Below are 20,448 nucleotides of genomic sequence, written 5' to 3'. Positions count from 1 at the left end.
CCTGGGCTCAGACCCGCGTGACCGCCGAGACGGGCATCATGCCCACGGGGTCGTACCGCACGGGCGCACCGGGATAGGGCGCGTGGACGACCTGGCCGTTGCCCATGTACATCGCCACGTGGCTGGCGTCGGAGCGGTACGTCACCAGGTCCCCGGGGCGCGCCTCGGACAGCGGTACGTGCCGTCCCGCGTTGCGCTGCGCCTGCGAGGTGCGCGGCAGGGCGACGCCCGCCTGCGCGTAGGACCACTGCATCAGGCCCGAGCAGTCGAAGCCGTCGGGGCCGTTGGCGCCCCAGACGTAGGGACGCCCGACGGCGGAGCGGGCCGCGCGGACCGCGGCGGCGGCACGCGCGGAGGCGGCCTCGCCGGCGAGCGGTGGCAGGTCGTCGCGCCCGGAGCGCGAGGCACGGTCGAAGTCCTCGCGCTCCTCGGCGGGCAGGGCGTTGAGCAGCGCACGGGCCTCGGCGAGCTTGCGCTCGACGATCCGCTTGTGGCGGGCCACGGCGGCCCGGCTGCGCTCCAGTTCGGCGAGCTGCCGGCCGGCCTCGGCCCGCTGCTGGCCCAGCAGGCGCTGGGCGCGCCGCAGTTCCGTGAGGGCGCTCGCCTGGCGCTCGCTGACCCGGTGCAGGGCGGCGGCCTTGTCGAGGTACGTGTCGGGGTCGGCGGACAGCAGCAGTGCGAGGGCCGGGTCCATGCCGCCCGAGCGGTACTGCGCGCCTGCCACGGTGCCGAGCGCGCCGCGCATGCGGTTGATGCGCTCCTGGCCGCGCGCCACGCTGTCCTGCGTCCGGTCCACCTGCTCGCGCAGGGCGTCGGTCCGCTCGTCGGCCTCGTTGTAGTCCTCGGTGGCCTTCTCCGCCTCCGCGTAGAGCCGGTCGACCTCGGCCCGGGCGGTCTCGGTCCGGCCGGGTTCGGCCGGGGTGCCGGGGGCGGCGCCCGCCGGGGCCGTTCCCAGGGCCGCGGCGGTGGCCGCGGCGGCGGACAGGACGGTGACCGTCGCACTCCGGGTGAGATCGGAGAAGCCCGACGGCGAGGACCGGCGATGGGACGCCACGAACCGCGCTCCCTTCAGCTGTACGCAGGTGGACGCAGGCCGCAGTGGTTCACAGTGGTGTTGCGGTGCGCGCCAGACAGTAGCCGGACGGCTACGCACGGGCCAAAGGCCGCGCGGGGCTCGAATCGCCCTCGAACAGCGCCGCCCCGCCGGAGACCACAAGGTCACCGGCGGGGCGGAGCGTCAGCGCGGAGTGTTGCGATTCCCCCGAACAGGGGAGTGTGGCGGGCGCGTCAGACGCGGACGCCGAACTGGAACGTGCCGAGCCAGTCCATGGACTCGTACCGGACGTACGCTCCGGGCTTCGGGGCGTGCAGGACCGTGTTGTTGCCCGCGTACAGACCCACGTGGGACAGGCCGTTGAAGAAGACGAGGTCGCCGGGCTTGAGCTGGCTGCGGCCGATCTTCACGCCGTCGTTCTGCTGGGTGTAGGTGGTGCGGGTGAGGCTCACGCCGGCCTGGCGGTAGGCCCACTGCGTCAGACCCGAGCAGTCGTAGGAGTTGGGGCCCTCGGCGCCGGAGACGTACGGCTTGCCGACCTGGGTGTCGGCGGCGGCGAGAGCGGCGGCGCCGCGCTGGGAGGCGGGGACCTCGTTGCCGAGGTCGACGCGTTCGCCGGCGGCGCGGCTGGCCCGCTGCTCCTCCTCCTGCATCTTGGCGCGCTCTTCCGCGGTGAGCGTGTTGAGGAGCTTCTGCGCCTCGGCGAGCTTGCCCTGGAAGGCCTTCTTCTTCTCGCCCAGCGTCTTGCGGACGTCCTCGAGGTCGGCCAGTTTCGCGGTGGCCTCGGCGCGCTCCTGGGCGAGGGTGCGCTGCTTGCTCTGGATGGTCTCCAGGACCTCGGCCTGCTTGGTGCTCAACTGGTCGACCACGGACGCCTTGTCGAGGTAGTCGTCCGGGTCGGAGGAGAGGAACAGCTGGAGGGACGGGTCCATGCCGCCGGAGCGGTACTGGGCGCTGGCGACCGAACCGATGCTGTCGCGGAGGGTGTTGAGCTCCTCCTGGCCGCGGGCGACCTTGTCCTGGAGGGCGCTGATCTCCTTCTGGAGCGTCTCGCGCTGCTCCTCGGCCAGGTTGTACTGCTCCGTGGCCTCCTCGGCCTCGTGGTGGAGCTTGTCGACCTTGGCCTTGACCTCGCTCTTGCTCGGCTTGGGGTCTGCCTGAGCGGTCTGGGAGGACAGGGCGACGGCAGCGGCGGCGGTCGCGGTGAGCACGGTCACGCGGGCACGGCTCGGCTGCTTGGGACGACGGTGGGACGCCACGGAGGCGAGCTCCTTCTCCTTCGAGAGCCGCCCGGCCGTCCGGAAGCATCTCCGTCGTGACGGTTGGGCGGTTCCTTCGCTGTCGCTCCGGATGAACGATCAACTGCGCGAAGGTTCGAGCAGACCCTAGTGACCATGTTGTGATCAGTTCAAATCCTCATGTGCAAAATCTCGCCCTGGAGCCACATTCTTTACACGCACCCCACGCTGCGTCATGAGAAGTTGACGTTGGGTTCGGTGGCGGTGCGACCAATTCGGGCAATGAGCCCAGGGGTTACGAGAGCCGCGAAAGCCGCTTCAGCAACAAGGCGGACGCGACCGGCCGCGCGCCGGACCTGGCCACGCCGTCGGCGACCTCGCGGTCCGTGGAGACCACGACCACCGGCCGGCCGGGCGGCTCGGCCCGGACGAGCTGGCGGATGAGCTCGTCCGCGGTCACGCCGGGCTTGGAGAACAGCACCCGCACGCCGCGCGGCGGCGCCAGCAGCACCGGGGCGGCCAGCTCGGCACCGTCGAAGACGCACGTCACCTCGGCGCCCGTACGGGCGGCCAGCCCCGACAGCCCGCCCAGGAGCCGCAGCCGCTGCTTCTCCAGCGGCATGGTCGGGTAGCCGGTCTTGGTGACGTTGTAGCCGTCCACGACCAGGTGCGCCTGCGGCAGCGCGAGCAGCTGGTCGAGCAGCGCGGGATCCGTCTCCGACAGGGCCCGCGCCGCGATGTCCTTCGGCGACATCCGGCCCGGTTCGACCGCGTCGACGGTGTCCGCCGGGTGGACGGAGACGGGTGGCAGCGCCAGCTCGCGGCGCAGCCCCTGCGCCGACTCCAGGACGGTGTCCAGGAGCAGCCGCAGGCGCATGTCCTCCACCGAGCGCCCCTCCCGGGCGGCCCGGCGGCTGGCCTCCAGGGCGGCCTCGGTCTCGCCGAGCCGCGCCTTGAGCCGGCGCGTCTCGCTCTCGGCGGCGGAGACCTGGGCGGCCGCCTCGGCCCGGATGCCGTCGATCTCGGCCTGGGTGCGGCGCAGCGCGGCCTCGCCGCGCTTGACGTCGCTCTGCGCACTGCGCAGTTTGCGCTGAAGCGATTCGGCTTCCTTGCGGGCCGCGTCCAGCTCCCCGCGCAGCCGCTCGGTCTCGGCACGGGTCTGGGCGCGGGCCTCGGCGAGCTCGCCGCGCAGCCGCTCCAGCTCCCGCCGGCCCGCCTCGTCGGCGCGCTCGGCGTCCGCGCGCAGGGCCTCCTCGCCGGCCGCGGCCACCAGCTTGGCCCAGCCGGCCGGGCGCAGCACGTAGGCGGCCGCGGCGACGTCCACGGGGTCGGCGGCGGCCGGCGGGGACCCGGACTCCAGGGCACCGGCCAGCTCGGGCTGCGCCTCCTTGAACCGCTCCCCGATCCGCTGCCGGAAGACCGGGTCGCTCTCCAGGGCGGCCGCCATGGCGTTGCCCGCGAACTTGGCCCGGCGCGACGGCGTGAACCGGGCGTACTGCCGCAGGGGTGCGGGGAGTTCCGCGACGGTCAGGCCGCCGAAGGCGTCCGCCGCCAGGGCGACGACCCGGCGCCGCACCCCTTCGGGCATGGGACGGTCGAGCGCCTCGGCGGCGTCACCGGCCGCACCGGCCGGTTCGGCGCCGCTGGCGGGCTGCTCCACGATCGTCACCCCACTACCCGTCGTCCTCGCCCTGCCGGGGCCGCCCCTCAGGAGCCGGCGCCCGGCCTGTCCACCAGCTCGATCTGGTCCACCGCGTTGCACCAGCGGCACCGGACCGACTCGATGGTCTCACTGACCACCTCGCGCTCCTCGACCTTCGGCTCACCGGCGAGATCCAGATGGACGTACTCGACGACCTTCGACGACCGGGTCACGTCGAAGCGCGTCAGATTGCCGCAGAGCGTGCAGCGCCAGCGGGTCGTCGCGGTCGGCAGGGGAACCGTCGTCATCGTGCCGTCCTCTTTCCTGGTCCGTCGTGCCGGGAGAACCGCGGTGCGCCGTCGAACTGCGGATGTACTGCCCGTAACCCTACGGCCTCACGGGTACCCCCGTGGCGCGGCGAGGCACCCTGTCCGACTCCCTCCCTTTACGTCATGATCTGTCCATGATCGATCGTCGGGGACCGGTACTGCGCGGACCTGTGGTGACGTACGGCGTGATCGGAGCGTGTTGTCTGGTCTTCCTGATCAGTCCGGTGTCCGGCCTGAACCAGGCGCACGGCACGGGCGACGCGCTGCTCGCGGCGCAGACCTCGTACTTCCGGCGGTGGGGGGTGATCCCCGCGGAGCTGCTGACCGGCACCCCGGACGCGCTGCCGTCCCCGCTGACGGCCCTGTTCGTCCACGGCAGTTGGCTGCACCTGCTCGGCAACATGCTCTTCCTGTACGTCTTCGGCGCGATGGCGGAGGAGCGGCTCGGGCACCTCGGGTTCGGCCTCTTCTACGTCGGCTGCGGCTACCTGGCGCTGACCGGGTACGCCGCCGCGCACGCGCAGTCGGACCAGACGCTCGTCGGCGGGTCGGGGGCGATCTCGGGGGTGCTCGGCGCCTTCCTCTACCTCTTCCCGAAGGCGCGGGTGACCAGCCTCTACCCGTTCCTGTTCTTCCTTCCCCTGCGGTTCCCCGCCTGGATCGTGCTGATCTTCTGGTTCGTGCTGCAGTGGCTGGCGGCCCGGGGCGCCGGCAGCGGCCCGGGCGTGGCGTACCTCGCGCACCTGGTGGGCTTCGGCCTGGGCTTCGTCTACGCCTGGGTACGGTTCGGGCGGGGGGCTAGAGTGAAGGCCCGAACAGCGGGCCCCGAGGGAGAAGGACAGCCGTGATCACCGCGATCGTGCTCATCAAGACCAGCGTGGACCGCATCCCGGAGATCGCGGAGTCGATCGCCGCGCTCGACAGCGTGAGCGAGGTCTTCTCCGTCACCGGGACCTACGACCTGATCGCCATGGTGCGGGTGGCCAAGCACGACGACCTGGCGGACGTCATCCCCGGCCGGATCAGCAAGATCCCGGGCGTGGAGGCGACCGACACCCATGTCGCGTTCCGCACGTACTCCCAGCACGACCTGGAGGCGGCCTTCGCCATCGGCCTCGACGCGTAGGGCTCCGACGGGGGTCCGGGCCCGCCGGTTCATGAAGGAGCCTTCATCCTGTCCTCATTCGGGGCGGGCCGGCCGGCGCCCAGGATGGGGCCATGGCCTTCACCCTTCGCATGGCGACGCTCGCCGCGGTCGTCGCCGTCCCGCTCGGCATCGCAGCGACGAGTTACACGCTGACCGAGTCGCCCGAGACGCCCAAGGTGCCGCCCGAGGTGAAGCTGGGTGCCACGCCCCGGCCGGGCGGCGGGAGCGGGAGCCCGGGCGCGGGTGCCGGCGGGGCTGCGTCCCCCGCGGCGACCTCGCCGGGGACCACGGCCTCCGGGACCCCGGTGCCGGGCAGCTCCTCGCCGTCCGCGGTGCCGCCCGCCGTCGTGCATCCGCCCGGGACGGCGCCGGCCGGTCCGGCCCCGGTCCGGCCGCCCGGCGCGAGGCCGGGGACCGGCGCCGGGCCCGCCGGGACGCCGACCGACGCGGTCGTGCCCGGACCGCCCGCCGCCGGCGGGGACGACGACGATGACGACTTCGGTGACGACGCCGTTGACGAGAACTGACCGCCGGATCTCCGCCCGCGTACGGATCCTGCTCTGGCTGCTGTTCGTGATGGCCGTGGCGCTCGCCGCCGTCGCGATGACCACCCGGTCGATCCTGCTGCGGGACGTGGACCACCGGATCAGCCAGTTGCTGACGCAGGAGACGCGGGAATTCGCGAACTTCGTCGATCAGGGCGTGGACCCGCGGACCGGCGACCCGTTCACCGAACCGCGCCGCCTGCTCCAGGTGTTCCTGCAGCGCCAGTACTCCGACCCCGACGAGGAGTTGCTGGGCCTGACCGCCGGCACGGACCGCGGGCCGGACGTGCTGCGCCAGCCGCGGGACATCGCGGAGGCGAGCGCCCTGTACCGCGACCGCGACGCGCTCGCCCGGATCTTCGCCGCCGGCGCGCCCTCCGGCACGCTGGAGCGCCCGCAGGGCGAGGTCCGCTGGGCCAAGGTGCCCATCGACCCGGCGGGGGAAGCGGCGCCGGGTGCTTTCGTCGTCGCGTTCCACGCCGGACACGAGCAGGCCATCGCCGCCGAGGCGTTCCGCACCCAGCTCGCCATCTCGGGCGTCGCGCTGCTGATGACGACCGGCATCGGCTGGGCGGTCGCGGGCCGGATCCTCGCCCCCGTACGGCTGGTCCGCCGGGCGGCCGCGCAGCTCACGGAGCAGGACCTGACCCGCCGCATCCCGGTGCGGGGCCGCGACGACATCGCCCTGCTCGCGGAGACGTTCAACGCCATGCTGGACCGCCTGGAGCGGGCGTTCGCCGCGCAGCGGCAGTTCGTGGACGACGCCGGGCACGAACTGCGCACGCCCATCACCATCGTGCGGGGGCACCTGGAGCTGATGGGCGACGACCCGGCCGAGCAGCGGGAGACGATCCGCCTGGTCACCGACGAGCTGGACCGGATGAGCCGGATCGTCGAGGACCTGCTGCTGCTGGCGAAGGCCGAACGCCCCGACTTCGTCCGGCCCGAGCCGGTCCCGCTCGGGGAGCTGACCGCCGACGTGTTCGTGAAGGCCCGGGCGCTCGGCGAGCGCGAATGGGTCCTCGACGGCGTCGCCGACCGCGAGGCCGAGCTGGACGCGCAGCGCATCACCCAGGCGATGGTTCAGCTCGCGCAGAACGCCGTCCAGCACACCGTGCCGGGCCAGCGGATAAGGATCGGCTCGCGTGACCTCGACGGCCGGATCGAGCTGTACGTCGCCGACACCGGGCCGGGTGTCCGGGCCGAGGACGCCACCGTGATCTTCGAGCGGTTCCGGCGCGGCACGGCCCGGCGCGGCACCCGGTCCAGCGGCGGGGCCGGGCTCGGGCTGTCCATCGTGAAGGCCATCGCCGAGGGCCACCGCGGCCGCGTCGAGCTGCGCCGTACCGAGGGCGGCGGGGCCACTTTCGTACTCGTACTGGAGGAGGACGAGCGGTGAACCGGATTCTGATCGCCGAGGACGAGGAACGGATCGCCGCCTTCGTCGAGAAGGGGTTGCGGGCCAACGGCTTCACCACCACCGTGGCCGCCGACGGCGACACCGCCCTCGACTACGGCGTCACCGGCGGTTTCGACCTGATGGTGCTGGACATCGGACTGCCCGGCCGGGACGGCTTCACCGTCCTGCGCGAGCTGCGTGAGGCGCGGGTGACGCTCCCCGTCATCGTGCTGACGGCGCGGGACTCGGTGGGGGACACGGTCGCCGGCCTGGAGGGCGGCGCCGACGACTGGATGACCAAGCCGTTCCGCTTCGAGGAGCTGCTGGCCCGGGTACGGCTGCGGCTGCGCACCGCCGCCCGCGCGCCGGAGGTGACGGTGCTGCGCAGCGGCGACCTCAGCCTCGACCTGCGCACCCGCCGGGCGCGTTCGCAGGAGCGCACCGTGGACCTGACGGCCCGTGAGTTCGTCCTGCTGGAACTGTTCCTGCGCCACCCGGGCCAGGTGCTCTCGCGGGAGCAGATCCTGTCGCACGTCTGGGGGTACGACTTCGATCCCGGTTCGAACATCGTGGACGTGTACGTACGGAACCTGCGCAAGAAGCTGGGCGCGCAGCGGCTGGAGACGGTGCGCGGTATGGGGTATCGCATGCCATGGATGAGTTTTCCTTCACAAAGCACTCATTGAGGGCTCACGGCCCGGTCCGAGACTGGAGCCGTGACCCTCTCCCCCGGCCGGTCGGCAGGGGTCGGCGGTGCGTTCGGGATATGCGCGCTGCTGGCCATGCCGTCGCTGTTCCCCGGTCTCGGCGCCGACGCCCGCTTCACCCTCGCCGTGTTCGTCCTCGCCACCGTCGCCTGGATCGCGACGTCCGTCGACGACACGTACATCGCGCTGGGTGCCGGACTCGCCCTCACCGCGACCGGGGTGATCAGCAGCCGGACCCTCTTCGCCACCTTGGGCGACGAGACGGTCTGGCTGCTGATCTGTGCGTTCGTCCTGGCGGCCGCGGTCACCCGGACGGGGCTCGCGGGGCGGGCGGCCGCGTTCCTGGTCAGCGGCGCCCGTACGGTGCGCCAGCTGGTCCACCTCGCCACCGCCGCGCTGCTGGTGACGTCCTTCGCCGTCCCGGCCACCTCGGGGCGGGCGGCCCTCGCGCTGCCGGTCTTCCTGGCCCTGGCCAAGGTGCTGGAGGACCGGCGGCGGCTGGTGGTGATGCTGGCGCTGCTCTTCCCGACCGTGGTGCTGCTGTCCGCCGTCGCCACGCTGATCGGCGCGGGCGCCCACCTCATCACCGTCAGCGTCCTGTGGGAGCAGGCGGGCCGGCGGCTCGGGTTCGTGGAGTGGCTGCTGCTGGGCCTGCCGCTGGCCGTCGTCTCGTCCCACCTGGCGGCCGAGGCGGTGCTGCTGACCACGACCTCGCGCGCCGACCGGCGCGCCCCGGTGGACCTCACCCCCGCGGCGATCGAGGAGCACTCCCCCACCCCCGTCACCGGTCCGCTGACCACCGCCGAGGCCCGCTGCGCGCTGCTGCTGGCCACGGTGGTGGTCCTGTGGTGCAGCGAGCCGCTGCACCGGGTCCCGCCCGCCGTGGTCGCGCTGATCGGCGCGGTGGTGGCCGCGTCGCCGGCGCTCGGCACCGTACGGCTCAAGGAGGCGCTGAGGACGGTGCCGTGGCCGCTGCTGCTGTTCATGGCGGCGACGATGGCGATGGGCGTGGCGCTGGCGGACTCCGGGGCAGCGGCGTGGCTGGTGGCAGGGCTGCCGGCGGACGGGCCGCCGTGGCTGTTCCTGACCGTCGTCGTGCTGGTCAGCACGGCCGCCCATCTGGCCCTGCAGTCCCGCTCGGCCCGCTCCTCGGTGCTGGTGCCGCTGGTGGTGGCGGCCGCGGTGGCCGCCGGGGTCAACCCGGTCACCGCCGCGCTGGCCTCCACCGCCGCGGCCGGGTTCTGCCACACGCTGCCGGCGTCCGCCAAGCCGGTGGCGCTCTTCGCCGACGTCCCGGCGGGCGTGCCCACCTACACACCCCGCGACCTGCTGCGGCTGTCGGCGGTGCTGGCGCCGCTCACCGCGGGTGTGGTCCTGCTGTTCGCCCTGACCGTCTGGCCGCTGCTCGGCGTGCCCGTCCTCTTGGAGGCCCAGCCGTGAACCCTTCCTACCGCATCGCCGTCGCACCGAGCGGCTTCAAGGAATCGCTGTCCGCGCGGGAGGCCGCGGAGTCCATCGCCGAGGGGGTGCTGCGGGTGCTGCCGACCGCGGAGCTCGACCTGGTCCCGCTGGTCGACGGCGGCGAGGGTACGGCGGAGGCGCTGGCGGCCGCGACGGGCGGGCGTCTCGTGCCGTGCACGGCCACCGGCCCGCTGGGCGACCCCGTCGACAGCCACTTCGCGCTCCTGGGCGACGGCTCGGCGGTGGTGGAGATGGCCGCCGTCGCGGGGCTCGCGCTGGTGGACCACGACCGCCGGGACCCGGGCGCCACGACCACGTACGGCGTGGGTGAACTCCTGCGCGCCGCCCTGGACTCCGGGGCCCGCCGCGTCCTGGTCGGCTGCGGCGACTCCGGTACGTCCGACGGGGGCGCCGGCGCGCTCCAGGCGCTGGGTGTCCGCCTCCTGGACGGAGCCGGCCGGGAACTCCCCCGGGGCGGGGCGGCGTTGTCGCGGCTGGCGGTGGTCGACCCGGAGGGGCTGGACCCGCGCCTGGCGGACACCGAGCTGCTGGTGGCGTGCAACCCGTACAACGTGCTGTGCGGCGAGCGCGGTGTGGCGCGCGTCTTCGGGCCCCAGAAGGGCGCGACGCCCGCGCAGGTGGAGGAGCTGTCGGCGGCCCTGGAGCACTGGGCGGCCGCGCTGACGGCGGCGTTCGCGCCGGGCACCGATCTGCGCGCGGCGCCCGGCACCGGTGCCTCGGGCGGCCTGGGCGCGGGGCTCGCGGCCCTGGGGGCCCACCTGCTGCCGCGCTTCGAGGTACTGCTCGACGGGCTGGACCTGACCGAGCGGTTCGCGGGTGCCGACCTGGTCATCACGGGCGAGGGCGCGCTGGACGAGCAGACCGTGCGCGGCAAGATCCCCGGCGAGGTGGCGCGCCGGGCGCGCGAGGCCGGCGTCCCGGTCCTCGCGCTGGCGGGCACCCTCGGCCCCGGGGCTGGGGACGCGGGGCTGGACGCCTACGAGTCGATCGCCCCCGGCCCGGTACCGCTGTCACACGCCCTGGAGCACGCCGCCGGGCTCCTCGCGGACGCCGCCGAGCGGGCCCTGCGCACGGTGCTGGTGGGCACGCGGCTGGTCAGCCGCGGTCGGGCACGCAGCGCCCGTCCTCCGTACGGTAGTTCCACTTCGCCCCGTCCCGGACGAGCTCCTTCACGGCCCGAACGAACCGGTCGACGTGCTCGTCCGGCGTCCCCGCCCCGAAGCTGACGCGGATCGCGTTGAGCGACTTCTCTCCCGGAGCGGCTTCCGGCGCGCCGCACTCGCCGGCGTCCTGGGGCTCGCTGCCCAGCAGGGTGCGCACCAGCGGGTGGGCGCAGAACAGGCCGTCGCGGACGCCGATGCCGTACTCGGCCGACAGCGCCGCCGCGAAGTGCGAGCTGTTCCAGCCCCGGACCACGAAGGACAGGACGCCGACCCGGGGGGCCTCGTCGCCGAACAGCGACAGCACCCTGACCTCGGGCACCTCGGCCAAGCCCTCGCGCACCTTGCCGACCAGGTACTGCTCGCGCGCCACCAGACCGTCGAACCCGGCCTCGCTCAAGGCCTTGCAGGCGGAGGCGATGGCGTACACGCCGATGACATTGGGCGAGCCGGCCTCGTGGCGGGCGGCGGTGGTGTGCCACTCCACGTCCACGCCGCCGTCGGTGCGCCGGGCGACCTTCCGGGAGGCGCCGCCGCCGGCCAGGTACGGGTCGGCCTCGCTCAGCCAGTCGGCGCGGCCGGCGAGCACACCGGAGCCGAACGGCGCGTAGAGCTTGTGTCCGGAGAACGCCACCCAGTCGACGTCCAGCTCCTTCACGGACACCGGGTGGTGGGGGGCGAGCTGGGCGGCGTCGAGCACGATGCGGGCGCCGTGCGCGTGGGCGGCGGCGGCCAGCTCCCGTACCGGCCACAGCTCGCCGGTCACGTTGGACGCGCCGGTGACGCAGACCAGCGCCGGGCCGTGGGGGTCGCGGCCGGCGAGTGCGCGCTCCAGCGTCTCGACGGCCAGGGCCGGGGTGGGGGGCGCGTCGAGGAAGGTGACGCGGGCGTCCTGCCAGGGCAGCAGCGAGGCGTGGTGCTCGGTCTCGAAGACGAAGACCTCGCAGCCGGCCGGGAGCGCCCGGGCCAGCAGGTTCAGCGAGTCGGTGGTCGACCGGGTGAAGACGACCTGGTCGCCGTCGCGGCAGTCGAGGAACTCCGCCACGACGGTGCGGCTGTTCTCGAACAGGTCGGTCGACAGCTGCGAGAGGTACCCGGCACCGCGGTGCACGCTGCCGTAGTAGGGCGCGTACGCGGCCACGTCGTCCCACACCCGCTGGAGCGCGGGGGCGCTGGCGGCGTAGTCGAGCGCGGCGTAGGTGACCTCGCCACCGGTGACGAGCGGCACGGTGACATCCCGCCCCAGAACGGGCAGCGGGGCACAAACGGACTGGTCGGCGGCGACGGCGGTGGCAGACATGGCGAACTCCCGTACGAAGCAAGCGGAATCCGCAGGCCGGGGCGCGTCGGCGACATCACGACGCGGCGCGGCTCGTGCGGAGAAGGAGAGAAAGAGGGGTGCCGGAGGAGGGGCGGATTCGCCCTATCGCATTCGCTTGCTCACGAGACTGCTCCCTTGAGGACCAGGACCCCAGGGTGTGCAGGGGTCCGCGCTTGCCGCAGACCTCGCTGCCTGCGACCTGGTCTTCACCCGGGGCACCCCGCCACGGACGGAGGGTTGCCGGACAGCGGGCCGGGGCCTCTTCGCTGTCACTCATGACCTGCCGAGAAGCTAAACCACGTGATCGCCTCCGCGCAAGCCGGGCGTCCGGATGGCGGGACGCACGACGGGGCCCGGCCGATGGCCGGGCCCCGTCGGCGCGCGGACGCGCTACGCGTTGCTCGCCGTCACCCACCGGTCCAGCGCCGCCCGCGCCGCACCCGAGTCGATCGACTCCGCCGCCTTCGCCATACCGGCCCGGAGCTGCTCCGCGAGCGGCGCGTCCGACGGCTCCAGGGCCACCAGCGCCGCCGCCGCGTTGAGCAGCACCGCGTCCCGCACCGGCCCGGTCTCCCCGGCCAGCAGCCGCCGGGCCACGTCCGCGTTGTACGAGGCGTCCGCGCCCCGCAGCGCCTCGACGGGTACGAGCTCGATGCCGACGTCGCGCGGGTCGAACGCCTCCTCGCGCACCGCACCGTCCCGTACCACCCACACCTTCGAGGTGGCCGTGGTCGTCAGCTCGTCGAGGCCGTCGTCGCCGCGGAACACCAGGGCGGAGGAGCCGCGCTCGGCGAGCACGCCCGCCATGATCGGGGCCATCCGCGGGTCCGCGACGCCGGTCGCCTGGGCCCCTACACGCGCGGGGTTCGTGAGCGGGCCGAGGAAGTTGAAGACCGTGCGGATGCCCAGCTCCTTGCGGGCGATGGCGACATGGCGCAGCGCCGGGTGGAACTTCACCGCGAAGCAGAAGGTGATGCCCGCTTCCTCGGCGACCTCCGCGACCCGCCGGGGCGTGAGCTCCAGGTTGACGCCGAGCTTCTCCAGCACGTCGGAGGAGCCGGAGGCGGAGGAGGCGGCGCGGTTGCCGTGCTTGACGACCTTGGCGCCGGTGCCCGCGACGACGATCGCGGACATGGTGGAGATGTTGACGGTCCTGGCGCCGTCGCCGCCGGTGCCGACGAGGTCGACCGACGGCCCCGGCACCTCGATCAGGTTGGCGTGCGCGTACATGGTGCGGACGAGGCCGGCGAGCTCGTCGACCGTCTCGCCCTTCGCCCGCAGCGCGACCGCGAAGCCGGCGATCTGGGCGTCGGTGGCCTCGCCGCGCATGATGCGGTCCATCGCCCACGCGGTGTCGTCGGCGCTCTGGTCGCGCCCCTCCAGGAGGCCGTTCAGCACCTCGGGCCAGGAACGACCCGCCGCGTTCGAGCTCCCCCTCGCTTCGCGGGGGGCACCCCCCCCAGCAGGCTGCACAGCGCTCATGGTCGCTCCTGGTGTCTTCGGTACGTCAAAGGGTGACTCCACCCTATCGAGACACCGGGAACGGCAAAGAGCCCCGTCCGGTGAATGGACGGGGCTCGATGCGGTGTGGCGACCCTGGGGTCAGGCGGCGAGCGCCGGGAGATCAGTGGTGGCCGTGGCCACTGGAGATCTCCTTGTACTCCTCCACGGTGGCCTTCGGGACCTGGTTGTCGGCCCCGAAGTAGCCCTTGCTGAGCTTGGCGCGCAGCCGCTGACCGCGCGACGGCTTGCGCTCGACACCGTTCTCGTCGACCGTGGGGCCGATCTCGATCGGCTTGTACTGCTCGTGCGCGGTGAGCGCGTGCAGCTGCGCCTGGCTGAGCGGCTCGTGGATCTCGACGAACTCACCGTGCGGCAGGCGCTTGATGATGCCGGACTCGCGGCCGTGCAGCACCTTGTCCTTGTCGCGCCGCTGCAGACCCATGCAGATCCGCTTGGTGACGATGAACGCGACGACCGGAGCGGCGAAGAAGGCGATCCGGACGAACCAGGTGATCGCGTTGATCGACATGTGGAACTTGATGGCGAAGATGTCGTTGCCACCACCGATCAGCATGACCATGTAGGCGGTCACCCAGGCGACACCGAGGGCGGTACGGGTCGGCGCGTTGCGCGGGCGGTCCAGGATGTGGTGCTCGCGCTTGTCGCCGGTGATCCACGACTCGATGAACGGGTAGAGCGCGATCGCGGCGAGCATGATGCCGAAGACGACCAGCGGGACGAACACGCCCAGGACGAGGGTGTGGCCCCACAGGTTGATCTCCCAGCCCGGCATCACACGGACGAGACCCTCGGCGAAGCCCATGTACCAGTCGGGCTGCGCGCCGGTGGACACCTGGTCCGGGCGGTAGGGGCCGAGCGCCCAGATCGGGTTGATCGTGAACAGCGCGGAGATGATCGCGATGACACCGAAGACCAGGAAGAAGAAGCCTCCGGCCTTGGCCATGTACACCGGCAGCAGCGGCATGCCGACGACGTTGTTGTTGGTGCGGCCGGGACCCGCGAACTGCGTGTGCTTGTGGTAGAAGACCAGGATCAGGTGCGCCACCACGAGGCCGAGCATGATGCCCGGCAGCAGCAGGATGTGGATCGAGTAGAACCGGGCGATGATGTCGTGGCCCGGGAACTCCCCGCCGAAGAGGAACATCGAGATGTACGTGCCGACGATCGGCACGGACAGGATCGCGCCCTGCGTGAAGCGGACACCGGTGCCGGAGAGCAGGTCGTCCGGGAGCGAGTAACCGGTGAAGCCGGTGAACATGCCCAGGACGAACAGCAGGAAGCCGAACAGCCAGTTGATCTCACGCGGCTTGCGGAACGCGCCGGTGAAGAACACGCGCATCATGTGCACGAACATGCCCGCGATGAAGATCAGCGCGGCCCAGTGGTGGATCTGCCGGATGAGCAGACCACCGCGGACGTCGAAGCTGATGTCCAGGGTCGAGGCGTACGCCTCGGTCATGCGGATGCCCTGCATCGGCACGTACGAGCCGTGGTACTCGATCTCGTTCATGCTCGGGTGGAAGAACAGCGTCAGGTACACACCCGTGAGGATGATGATGATGAAGCTGTAGAGGCAGACCTCGCCCAGCATGAAGGACCAGTGGTCCGGGAAGATCTTCCGCATGTTGGCCTTGGCCAGGGAGTAGATCCCCAGCCGGCCGTCGGCCCAGTCGGCGACGCGCTCGCCGGAGGACGCCTTCCGCTTGGCGTCTGTTGCGGTCGTGGTGCTCATCCGCGCTCCCAGAATGCAGGACCGACGGGCTCGTCGAAGTCGCCGAGCGCCTCGAGGAAGCCCTTGTCATTGACGCCGATCCGCAGCTGCGGGAGGGCGTGACCGGCCGGGCCGAAGATGACGCGGGCGCCGTCGGAGAGGTCGAAGGTGGACTGGTGGCACGGGCAGAGGACGTGGTGGGTCTGCTGCTCGTACAGGGAGATCGGGCAGCCCACGTGGGTGCAGATCTTGGAGAAGGCCACGATGCCCTCGTGCGACCACTCGAGCTCGCGCTTGTCCTTGATGTCCTCCGGCTGGATCCGGACGATCATCAGGGCATCCTTGGCGATCTTCGTGTTGAACTCGTGGTCGCTCTCCTCCAGGCCCTCGGGCTTGGCGAAGGTCAGCGAGCCCACCGCGACGTCCTCGGGACGCAGCGGCTCGTTCGTGTTCATGTTGATGAGCTGCTTGCCCTTGCTCCACGAGGTGTGGAACAGCTTCTTCTCGGGCATCGGGCCCAGCTCGCGCAGCAGCACCACACCGGAGAGCGGCACCATGGCCAGCGCGCCGAACATGGTGTTGCGGATCAGCGGGCGGCGGCCGATCGCGGACTCGCGCGCACCGTCGGCGAAGTCGGCCATCACCTTGGCCCGGACGTCCGGGTCCGCCTGGATGGCGTGCCGGTCGTCGGCCATCTCCTCGTCCGACATCAGGGTGCGGGCCCAGTGGACCGCGCCCGCGCCGATGCAGAAGAGGGCGATGCCGAGCGTCAGACCGAGCGACAGGTTCGTCGCGCTGACGTGACCCAGCGGCCAGACATAGATGATCTTGTCGACCGGGAAGATCACGAACGAGGCGATGAAGCCGATCGTGGCCAGCATCGACAGCGTGAACAGCAGGGCGACCGTGCGCTCGGACCGCTTGGCGGCCCGCTCGTCGATGTCCTGGACACGCGGCTTGTGGGGCGGCAGCCCCGGGTCGGCGAACGGGTTCTCGGCTACCGCCGTGCCGTGCGCGGCGTCCTGCTTGTGGGGCAGGCTCTCTTCGGAAATCTCTTGGCTACTCATGACTTCTTGGCCTTAGCGGTGTGGGCCGCGACCCAGACGGCAACAGCGATCAGCGAACCCAGACCGAAGATCCAGCCGAACAGACCCTCGCTGACCGGACCGAGACCACCCAGCGCGAAGCCACCGGGGGTGGCGGTCTTGTCGCCGTTGACGGTCTGGATGTACGCGATGATGTCCTTCTTCTCCTGCTCCGGCATGGTCGTGTCGGGGAAGGACGGCATGTTCTGCGGCCCGGTCTGCATGGCCTCGTACAGGTGCTTCGGGGGCACTCCGTCGAGCTCGGGCGCGTACTTGCCCTCGGTCAGGGCACCGCCCTCGCCGGTGAAGTTGTGGCACTGGGCGCAGTTGGTACGGAACAGGTCACCACCGCGGGCGATGTCGGCACCCTCGGGGCTGTACTGCTTCTCGGTCGGCACGCTCGGGCCGGCACCGAGGGACGCGACGTACGCCGCGAGCTGGTCGATCTGGGCCTGCGTGTAGATGACCTTCTTGCGGGGCACCTGTGCACCCGGCTGCTGGGCCGGCATGCGGCCGGTGCCCACCTGGAAGTCCACGGCGGCTGCGCCGACGCCGACCAGGCTCGGGCCGTCGGAGGTGCCCTGACCGCCGGTTCCGTGGCAGCTGGCACAGCCGACGGAGTAGAGCTTCTTGCCCTCCTCGATGGCGAGTGACTGGGCGGTTTCGTCGGCCTGCGCCTTGCCCGCGGGTGCGAACGCGGCGTACAGCCCCCCAGTGGCCGCCAGCGCGAGAAGTAGGACGACGACCGCCGCCAGCGGATGGCGTCGTCGTGCGGAGAGCTTTTTCACGGATTACCCCGGTGTCAGGATCTTCTGCGTCGATGCTTGCTGGATGTGTCGGGTGTACCTGTGTACGCAGGTACCGGCCCGATTACTTGATCATGTAGATCGTGGCGAAGAGGCCGATCCAGACGACATCGACGAAGTGCCAGTAGTAGGACACGACGATGGCGGCGGTTGCCTGCTCGTGGGTGAACCTCCTCGCCGCGTACGTCCGGCCCAGGACCAGCAGGAAGGCGATGAGGCCGCCCGTCACGTGCAGTCCGTGGAAGCCGGTCGTCAGGTAGAACACGGAGCCGTACGGGTCGGAGGACAGGGAGAGCCCCGCCTCCTTGACCAGCTCGGTGTACTCGAGGACCTGGCCGCCGATGAAGATCGCACCCATGACGAACGTGACGATGAACCACGCCCGGAGCTTCTTCACGTCGCCCCGCTCGGCGGCGAACACGCCGAGCTGGCAGGTGAGGGAGGAGAGCACCAGGATCGTGGTGTTGGTCGCCGAGAACGGAAAGTTCAGGTGGCCCGCCTGCTGGGACCAGAACTCGGCACCCGTCACCGATCGAAGGGTGAAGTACATCGCGAAGAGGGCCGCGAAGAACATCAGCTCGGAACTCAACCAGATGATGGTTCCGACGCTGGTGAGGTTCGGCCGATTGACCGACGGGTGCGCGTGCCCGGTTTCTACTGTCGTTGCTGTCGCCACGACCGACATTATGTCGGTCGCTTATCCCGCCCTCACTCCGGGGGGTGCCGTTCGGTGTGTTGATGCGTTCCGTCCGGCCCGAACGGCGCATCCGAACGGGCTTCGAAGGGGTGTTTCGAAGCGGTGTTGACAGGGGGTGCGGAGGAGTAGCATCCGGCCCATCGGTACCTGCCGAACCTGCCCATGCCGCCGACGTACTCGGAGGAACAATGCAGTCGAGCGCCACCGTCCTGGTCTACAGCGACGACGCCAGCACCCGCGAGCAGGTGCGGCTGGCGGCCGGACGCAGGCCCGCGGCCGACGTTCCCCCGGTCGAGTACGTCGAGTGCGCGACGCTCCCGGCCGTGCTGGAGCACCTGGACGCGGGCGGCATCGACGTCTGCGTCCTGGACGGCGAGGCGGTGCCGGCCGGCGGTATGGGGATCTGCCGGCAGATCAAGGACGAGGTCTTCCGGTGCCCGCCCGTGCTGCTGCTCATCGGCCGCCCGCAGGACGCCTGGCTGGCCACCTGGAGCCGCGCGGACGCCGCGGTGACGCTCCCGGTCGACCCGGTGGAACTGGCGGACGCCCTGGCCGGCCTGCTGCGGAGCCGCCTCGCCGTCGAAGCGTGAGCCTCGGTCGCGGGTGAGCGACTCGGGCACGACCGGCCGTCGGCAGGGGGCCCGGGCGCCCCGGAGGTGCACCGGGTCAGAGAGCCGCCGGGCGGATCCGTGCCGCGTCCGCCGGAGTGGCGTTCGGGTGGGAGCCCGTCAGGAGGGCGCTGCCCGTGCGCCACTTGTCCCAGGGCAGGTTCCAGTCGCCGAAGCCGTTGCCGAACGGGTCCATCGGGTTGCCGCTGCTGTTCACGACGGTGACGATGTCACCCGGACGGACGGTCTTGAAGAACCAGGCCGCATTGCTGGTGGACATGCCCGTGCAGCCGTGGCTGACGTTGGCGGCGCCGTGCGATCCCACGGACCAGGGCGCGGCGTGGACGTACTCGCCGCTCCAGGTGACCCGGGTGGCGTAGTAGACGGGCAGGTCGTACGACTCGCTGCTGCCGGCGGCGATGCCGACGGTGGTGCTGCGCATCCGGACGTAGTACTCCTTGCCGAGCACGACTTTGATGCCGTTACGGGTGGAGAAGCCCGGTTTTCCGGTGGTCACCGGAATGGTATTGATCACTTCCCCGTTGCGCTTGACCGTCATCCGGTGGCTCGCCGCGTCGGTGATGGCCTCGATGCGGTCGCCGATGGTCAGGCTCAGGGGTTTGACGGGCCCTCCGTACAGGGCCCCGTCTATCCGTACGCCGGCGAGCTTGCCGGTGGCGGTGACCGACGCACCCGTGGGCCAGAACTCCTTGGGCCGGTAGTGCAGCTTCTTGTCGTCCACCCAGTACCAGGATCCCTCGACGGCCGGGGTGGAGCGGACCTTCAGGGAGCGCTCGACGGCGGCGCGGCCCGTCTTGGAGCTCACCGGGGAGCTGAGCTCGGCGGTGATGGGCTGTCCGACGCCGTACGTGCCCGCCTCCGGGCCGAAACGGACGTTCAGCACCCTCTTGGCCGCTTCCGTCTCGAACGTCAGCGTACGGACGCCCGGTGCGCCGCTGTCGTCCTCCGTGGCGACCCGGACGGTGTAGCGGGTGGCGGCCACCAGCGGCGCGGTGGAACGCCAGCGGCTGCCGTCGGCGGCGAGCTCGCCCGCCAGGTAGTGGCCCGCGGCGTCGACGGCCGTGACGTCCGTGATGCGGCCGTCCCCGCCCTTGGCGGTGACTTCGAGCGGCTTGTCGAGGGGGGCCTTCCGGGAGCCGGAGGGGCCGTTGAACTCGATCTGCTGAGCCGCGTCGTACGGCTCCGCGGAGAGGGGGTGGCCTTCCGGGCCACCGCACGCGGTCGCACTCGCTCCGGTGACGGCGGCCAGCAGAGTGCAGCTTATGGCGGTGTGCAAACGGATCGTGTGGCTCATGAGCACACCGTAGGAAGAGCTGTCGACAGCGGCACGCCGGATACGCCCGAAAGAGGGGCCCGGTGACCTCCTTGCGGAGGTCACCGGGCCCCTCGACGAGCGCGACCGTGAGCCAGTAGGACTACTGGTTCTGGTTCTCGCCCCGGTAGTACTCGAACACCCAGCCCCAGATGCCGATCAGGATCAGCGGCAGGGCGAAGTACAGCAGCCACCAGCCGAGCGCGACGCCCAGGAAGGCGAAGGCGCCACCGATCGCCAGGGAGAGCGGCTGCCAGCTGTGCGGCGAGAAGAAGCCGACCTCACCGGCCTCGTCCGCGACGTCGGCCTCCTTGTCGTCCTGCGCCATGGCGTCCACGCGCCGGGCCGTGAAGGCCAGGTAGTAGCCGATCATGACCGCCAGGCCGAAGGCCAGGAAGAGCGCCGTCGTACCGGCCGGCTCCTTCGACCACAGGCCGTACACGACGGCCATGGCGAGGATGAAGACGCTCAGCCAGATGAACATCTTGCCCTGGATCTTCACTTGCCGACCTCCTTGCCACCGAGCAGCGCGGTGTCCTTCTGCCCGTGGTTCTCCAGCTGGCCGATCGCGGCGATCTCAGGGTGGTGCAGGTCGAACGCCGGGGATTCGGAGCGGATCCTGGGCAGCGTGAGGAAGTTGTGCCGCGGCGGCGGGCAGGA

General features: G+C 71.7%; 19 protein-coding genes, 1 pseudogene and 1 riboswitch. Of the genes and pseudogenes, 8 read left to right on the top strand and 12 right to left on the bottom strand.

The annotated features are described in order from the left end of the window. Positions 1 to 7: 7 nt before the first annotated feature. The 4 genes from IH00_RS0104405 to IH00_RS0104390 all read right to left on the bottom strand — a co-directional run bounded on the left by IH00_RS0104405 (position 8) and on the right by IH00_RS0104390 (position 4,242). Positions 8 to 1,054 (bottom strand): C40 family peptidase, encoded by a 1,047-nt coding sequence (locus IH00_RS0104405; RefSeq protein WP_031069752.1) that lies wholly within the window; start codon positions 1,052 to 1,054, stop codon positions 8 to 10. A 233-nt stretch (positions 1,055 to 1,287) separates the two neighbouring features. Next, on the bottom strand, positions 1,288 to 2,313 hold the full coding sequence (locus IH00_RS0104400; RefSeq protein ID WP_031069749.1) for a C40 family peptidase: 1,026 nt from the start codon (positions 2,311 to 2,313) through the stop codon (positions 1,288 to 1,290). 274 nt (positions 2,314 to 2,587) lie between these two features. Continuing rightward, on the bottom strand, positions 2,588 to 3,952 hold the full coding sequence (locus tag IH00_RS0104395; RefSeq protein ID WP_031069747.1) for an NYN domain-containing protein: 1,365 nt from the start codon (positions 3,950 to 3,952) through the stop codon (positions 2,588 to 2,590). A gap of 47 nt (positions 3,953 to 3,999) precedes the next feature. Beyond that, on the bottom strand, positions 4,000 to 4,242 hold the full coding sequence (locus IH00_RS0104390; RefSeq protein ID WP_031069745.1) for a hypothetical protein: 243 nt from the start codon (positions 4,240 to 4,242) through the stop codon (positions 4,000 to 4,002). A gap of 155 nt (positions 4,243 to 4,397) precedes the next feature. Between IH00_RS0104390 and IH00_RS0104385 the strand changes: the two genes are divergently transcribed. The 7 genes and pseudogenes from IH00_RS0104385 to IH00_RS0104355 form a co-directional block, all read left to right on the top strand. After that, a complete protein-coding gene (locus IH00_RS0104385; protein ID WP_039946220.1) occupies positions 4,398 to 5,111 on the top strand; it encodes a rhomboid family intramembrane serine protease in 714 nt (237 codons plus the stop codon). Next, positions 5,108 to 5,389 (top strand): Lrp/AsnC family transcriptional regulator, encoded by a 282-nt coding sequence (locus IH00_RS0104380; protein ID WP_031069742.1) that lies wholly within the window; start codon positions 5,108 to 5,110, stop codon positions 5,387 to 5,389. The genes IH00_RS0104385 and IH00_RS0104380 overlap by 4 nt, the downstream gene beginning before the upstream one ends. A 92-nt stretch (positions 5,390 to 5,481) precedes the next feature. Beyond that, positions 5,482 to 5,937, top strand: a complete 456-nt coding sequence (locus tag IH00_RS0104375) for a hypothetical protein (protein WP_031069741.1) — start codon at positions 5,482 to 5,484, stop codon at positions 5,935 to 5,937. Next, entirely contained in the window at positions 5,900 to 7,354 is a 1,455-nt protein-coding gene (locus tag IH00_RS0104370) for a sensor histidine kinase (RefSeq protein WP_031069739.1), read from the top strand. The genes IH00_RS0104375 and IH00_RS0104370 overlap by 38 nt, the downstream gene beginning before the upstream one ends. After that, the gene (locus IH00_RS0104365) at positions 7,351 to 8,040 is read left to right on the top strand and encodes a response regulator transcription factor (RefSeq protein ID WP_031069738.1); all 690 of its coding nucleotides are present in this window, start codon (positions 7,351 to 7,353) and stop codon (positions 8,038 to 8,040) included. The genes IH00_RS0104370 and IH00_RS0104365 overlap by 4 nt, the downstream gene beginning before the upstream one ends. A 96-nt stretch (positions 8,041 to 8,136) precedes the next feature. Beyond that, positions 8,137 to 9,501: an SLC13 family permease gene (locus IH00_RS0104360; RefSeq protein ID WP_107064412.1), complete on the top strand. Its 1,365-nt coding sequence runs from the start codon at positions 8,137 to 8,139 to the stop codon at positions 9,499 to 9,501. Then, positions 9,498 to 10,643, top strand: a pseudogene (locus tag IH00_RS0104355) (glycerate kinase); the annotation flags it as partial. The gene IH00_RS0104360 and the pseudogene IH00_RS0104355, both read left to right, overlap by 4 nt. Here the strand turns inward: IH00_RS0104355 and IH00_RS0104350 are convergent. From IH00_RS0104350 to IH00_RS0104325, 6 genes are all read right to left on the bottom strand, one after another. Next, a complete protein-coding gene (locus IH00_RS0104350; protein ID WP_031069732.1) occupies positions 10,639 to 12,003 on the bottom strand; it encodes an aminotransferase class V-fold PLP-dependent enzyme in 1,365 nt (454 codons plus the stop codon). The pseudogene IH00_RS0104355 and the gene IH00_RS0104350 overlap by 5 nt on opposite strands. 185 nt (positions 12,004 to 12,188) lie before the next feature. Further along, positions 12,189 to 12,305, bottom strand: a riboswitch (SAM riboswitch). A gap of 109 nt (positions 12,306 to 12,414) precedes the next feature. Beyond that, positions 12,415 to 13,506: an anthranilate phosphoribosyltransferase gene (trpD, locus tag IH00_RS0104345; protein WP_031069730.1), complete on the bottom strand. Its 1,092-nt coding sequence runs from the start codon at positions 13,504 to 13,506 to the stop codon at positions 12,415 to 12,417. A 142-nt stretch (positions 13,507 to 13,648) separates the two neighbouring features. Continuing rightward, on the bottom strand, positions 13,649 to 15,280 hold the full coding sequence (locus IH00_RS0104340) for a cytochrome bc1 complex cytochrome b subunit (protein ID WP_031069728.1): 1,632 nt from the start codon (positions 15,278 to 15,280) through the stop codon (positions 13,649 to 13,651). Further along, positions 15,277 to 16,326 carry a cytochrome bc1 complex Rieske iron-sulfur subunit gene (locus tag IH00_RS0104335; RefSeq protein ID WP_031069726.1) on the bottom strand — a complete coding sequence of 350 codons (1,050 nt, stop codon included), beginning with the start codon at positions 16,324 to 16,326 and terminating at the stop codon, positions 15,277 to 15,279. The genes IH00_RS0104340 and IH00_RS0104335 overlap by 4 nt, the downstream gene beginning before the upstream one ends. Continuing rightward, positions 16,323 to 17,132, bottom strand: a complete 810-nt coding sequence (locus IH00_RS0104330) for a cytochrome bc1 complex diheme cytochrome c subunit (protein ID WP_031069724.1) — start codon at positions 17,130 to 17,132, stop codon at positions 16,323 to 16,325. Before IH00_RS0104330 ends, IH00_RS0104335 begins: the two co-directional genes overlap by 4 nt. An 82-nt stretch (positions 17,133 to 17,214) precedes the next feature. Beyond that, positions 17,215 to 17,835 carry an aa3-type cytochrome oxidase subunit III gene (locus IH00_RS0104325; RefSeq protein ID WP_031069723.1) on the bottom strand — a complete coding sequence of 207 codons (621 nt, stop codon included), beginning with the start codon at positions 17,833 to 17,835 and terminating at the stop codon, positions 17,215 to 17,217. A 200-nt stretch (positions 17,836 to 18,035) separates the two neighbouring features. Between IH00_RS0104325 and IH00_RS0104320 the strand changes: the two genes are divergently transcribed. Continuing rightward, complete coding sequence (locus tag IH00_RS0104320) at positions 18,036 to 18,437, top strand: DNA-binding transcriptional response regulator (protein WP_031069721.1); 402 nt, start codon at positions 18,036 to 18,038, stop codon at positions 18,435 to 18,437. A gap of 76 nt (positions 18,438 to 18,513) precedes the next feature. On the opposite strand, the gene IH00_RS0104315 is transcribed toward IH00_RS0104320, so the two are convergent. Further along, entirely contained in the window at positions 18,514 to 19,770 is a 1,257-nt protein-coding gene (locus IH00_RS0104315; protein WP_031069718.1) for a L,D-transpeptidase, read from the bottom strand. 121 nt (positions 19,771 to 19,891) lie between these two features. Next, complete coding sequence (locus IH00_RS0104310; RefSeq protein ID WP_031069716.1) at positions 19,892 to 20,290, bottom strand: cytochrome c oxidase subunit 4; 399 nt, start codon at positions 20,288 to 20,290, stop codon at positions 19,892 to 19,894. Between the last annotated feature and the right edge of the window lie 158 nt (positions 20,291 to 20,448).

This window comes from Streptomyces sp. NRRL S-118 (assembly GCF_000716335.1).
GTDB lineage: Bacteria > Actinomycetota > Actinomycetes > Streptomycetales > Streptomycetaceae > Streptomyces.
Note: the sequence above shows the minus strand (reverse complement) of the source record. Positions and strands in the feature narration are given on the sequence as shown.